Source organism: Micromonospora sp. NPDC049799 (assembly GCF_040656655.1).
Lineage (GTDB): Bacteria > Actinomycetota > Actinomycetes > Mycobacteriales > Micromonosporaceae > Micromonospora.
In genome coordinates this window covers 1-1012 of the sequence record NZ_JBFAMU010000933.1, presented here as the reverse complement: position 1 = coordinate 1012, position 1012 = coordinate 1, and the positions used below count along the sequence as shown (strand labels likewise).

Annotated in this window: 1 protein-coding gene; it reads right to left on the bottom strand. The window is 77.2% G+C overall.

Annotation, left to right across the window (positions count from 1 at the left end; translation table 11 throughout):
- The coding region (locus tag AB0I76_RS30745) for a KR domain-containing protein (protein WP_357042870.1) at window positions 1–1012 on the bottom strand (1012 nt) is incomplete at both ends.

Here is a 1012-nt window from a genome sequence, read left to right as displayed (position 1 = left end):
GTCCAGGCGCGGCCGGTCCAGCGGGCAGGCCACCAGGTAGCCCTCCGGCCCGGGCGTCTCGTCCCGCAGCGCCGCACAGCCGGTGGCCGGGTCCAGCGCGCCGACCCCGAGCCGGGCGAACCGGTCCCGCGAGTCACCGTCGGCCATTCCGGAGACCGCCCACGGTCCGTACGCGATGCTGACCGCGGGCAGCCCGAGCGACCGGCGGTACGCGGCGAGGGCGTCCAGTCCCCCGTTCGCGGCGGCGTACGCGGCGTAGCCCTCGGTGCCCCAGAGCGCGGAGACCGAGGAGACCAGTACGAAGAAGTCCAGCCGCAGGTCCCGGGTGAGCCGGTGCAGCCACCAGGCGCCGCCCACCTTGGCGCGCAGGGCGGCGGCGGTCCGCGCCGTGTCCAGGTCGACGGCGGGTATCCGGGTGATGGTGCCGGCTGCGTGCAGCACCCCGCCCAGCGGCGGCATGCCGCGCAGCGCGAGGGCCACCTGCCGGCGGGAGTCGGCGGTGTCGCAACCACCGCCGACGTAGCCGACCCCTATCCCGTCGTCGCGCAGCCGGGTCAGCAGTTCCTGTGCCGCGGTGTCCAGGTCGGCCTCGACCCGGCGGCCGACCAGCAGCAACCGCCGGGCGCCACGCCGCACCAGGTCGACGACGAGTTCCCGGCCCACCGCGCCGAGTGCCCCGGTGACCAGGTAGGTGGCGTCGGCACGGACCCGCAGGCCGGACGGGGTGGGATCGGCGTCCCGCAGCCGGGCGGCGAGGATCCGGCCGGCCCGCACCGCGACCAGGTCCTCCAGCACCGGGCCGGGTGGGGCGGTGACCACATCCAGCACGGTGTTCAGATCGTCGTGGCCGGGCCGGGCGGGCAGGTCGATCACCCCGCCGAACGCCGGGCCGAACTCCAGCCCCAGCACCGGGGCGAGTCCGTGCAGGGGCCCGTGGTCGGTGGCGAGCACCTCGTCCGCCGGTCCGGTGCGGCGCGCGCCCCGGGTGACCAGAACCGCCCGCCGTCCGGCG